This window comes from Enterobacter sp. (genome assembly GCF_977039595.1).
This window is the reverse complement of sequence record NZ_CDRQYH010000137.1, coordinates 1-2,030: the sequence shown is the minus strand read 5'-3', so window position 1 is coordinate 2,030 and position 2,030 is coordinate 1. Positions and strand designations below refer to the sequence as shown.

The 2,030-nt window shown below is 51.9% G+C and carries 2 protein-coding genes and 1 pseudogene; 2 read left to right on the top strand and 1 reads right to left on the bottom strand.

Features of this window, described 5'->3' with window-relative positions:
* Positions 1-862, top strand: an 862-nt coding sequence (locus tag ACWYRJ_RS20765) for an N-acetylmuramic acid 6-phosphate etherase (RefSeq protein ID WP_455508541.1), incomplete at its 5' end; no start/stop codon positions are given.
* A gap of 53 nt (positions 863-915) precedes the next feature.
* Here ACWYRJ_RS20765 and ompC read toward each other — a convergent pair.
* Positions 916-1,917, bottom strand: a pseudogene (gene ompC / locus ACWYRJ_RS20760) (porin OmpC); the annotation flags it as partial.
* 43 nt (positions 1,918-1,960) lie between these two features.
* Between ompC and ACWYRJ_RS20755 the strand changes: the two are divergent.
* A partial coding sequence (locus ACWYRJ_RS20755) for an IS1 family transposase (RefSeq protein ID WP_001680836.1) occupies positions 1,961-2,030 on the top strand: 70 nt, incomplete at its 3' end.

Genomic DNA, 2,030 nt, shown 5'->3' with positions numbered 1-2,030 from the left:
GAGCATTATGCTTACCGGTTCGGTCAAGGAAAGACGGCACGCCAGCACGATGAATATTGATAGATTGTCCACGCTGGACATGCTGAAAGTCATTCACCAGGATGATGCACTCATTTCTGCTGCTATTACCCCCTGTTTAGACACTATTGCACGCGTGGTGGACAACGCCGCCGCGGCGCTCAGCCACGGCGGTCGCCTGGTCATCGTTGGCGCGGGGCCGTCTGGGCGCGTTGCGCAACAGGTTACCGATGAGTATGCGCCGGGCAAAACCCCGGTGATTGCCGTTACGGCACAAGAAGGGGAAGGGAGTTACGAGCGCGGCGTTGCCGATCTGCAGGCCATTAAGTTTGGTGAACACGATATGATGCTGGCCGTGACCGTCAGCGGAAAAACGCCGTGGGTCTGGGGGGCAATGCGCCATGCGTGGTCGCTGGGTTCGCCTGTGGCCATCATTACCGGCGATGCGCAAAGTGAAGCCGCGCATCTGGCGAGCATGGTTATCGCTCCGGAGCTGGGTGCCGATGTCGTCGCAGGCTATATCAGCACCAAAGCGGGGATCGCGCAGAAAATGATCCTCTCAATGATCGCTACAGGGCTGGCCGTTCGGACCGGACGGGTTTATAGCAACCTGCGCGTGGATCTTGAGGCAAGCAACACCAAATGGGCCGAACGCCAAATCGCCATCGTGATGGAAGCGGGGGGATGCTCCCGGGCTGAAGCAAAAGCCGCGCTGGAGAGCTGTAACCATCACTGTAAAACGGCGGTATTGATGGTGCTCACAGGGCTGGATGCGTGGAAGGCCCATGAACTGCTGGCGCAGAATAACGGGTTTATTCGGGTGGCGCTGCAGGAAGCGCCATAATAAAAATGAAGAAATAAAAAAGGCCGCAATTGCGGCCTTTGGTATTTTGGGGATTAGAACTGATAAACAAGACCGACTGCTAAGATGTCATCGGTGCTGATGCCATTCGCGTTGTAGAAATTGTCATCTTCATCCAGCAGGTTGATTTTGTAGTCAACATAGGTGGACATATTTTTGTTGAAATAATAGGTCGCACCCACGTCAGCATATTTCACCAGATCTTTATCACTTCCGTAGAAGGAATTCAGATCCTTACCTTTAGACATCAGGAAAGAGACCGCAGGGCGCAGGCCGAAATCAAACTGATACTGCGCTGTCACTTCAAAGTTCTGAGTTTTATTAGCAACGCCGAAGTCACCGTAAGGCGTCATATTGCGGGTTTCTGCATACATGGTTGCCAGATAGATATCGTTGGCATCGTATTTCAAGCCAACAGTCCAGACGTCAGCCTTGTCACCACCGGCTGTTGTTTTGGTAACCTGGTCGTTGGTACGGTCAGATGAAGCATATGCCGCGGCGGCGTTGAATCCCATACCGAAATCGTAGGAGGTTGAAATACCCCAACCGTCTCCGTTTTCTTTGCGGATATCACGGCCATTGTTGGTACCTTCCTGATCGTTAGAGGCGCTTTCGTTATTGCCTTGATACTGAATAGCGAAATCCAGGCCCTGAGCCAGACCAAAGAAATCATTATTACGGTAGGTTGCAACACCGTTTGTACGGCCGGTCATAAAGTTATCGGTATAGCTATAGGAATCTCCGCCGAACTCAGGCAGCATATCGGTCCAGCCTTCAACATCGTAAACCACGCCGTAGTTACGACCGTAGTCGAATGAACCGTATTCACCAAATTTCAGACCAGCGAAGCCAAGGCGTGTCCATGACTGATTGCCTGATTTCTCAGTTTTGTTAGCCTTAATATTATATTCCCACTGGCCATAGCCGCTAAGCAGGTCGTTGATCTGCGTTTCGCCTTTGAAGCCCAGACGAACGTAGCTTACGTCGCCATCTGAACCCGTGTCGTCAGAGAAATAATGCAGACCGGTGATGCTGCCAACTTACTGATTTAGTGTATGATGGTGTTTTTGAGGTGCTCCAGTGGCTTCTGTTTCTATCAGCTGTCCCTCCTGTTCAGCTACTGACGGGGTGGTGCGTAACGGCAAAAGCA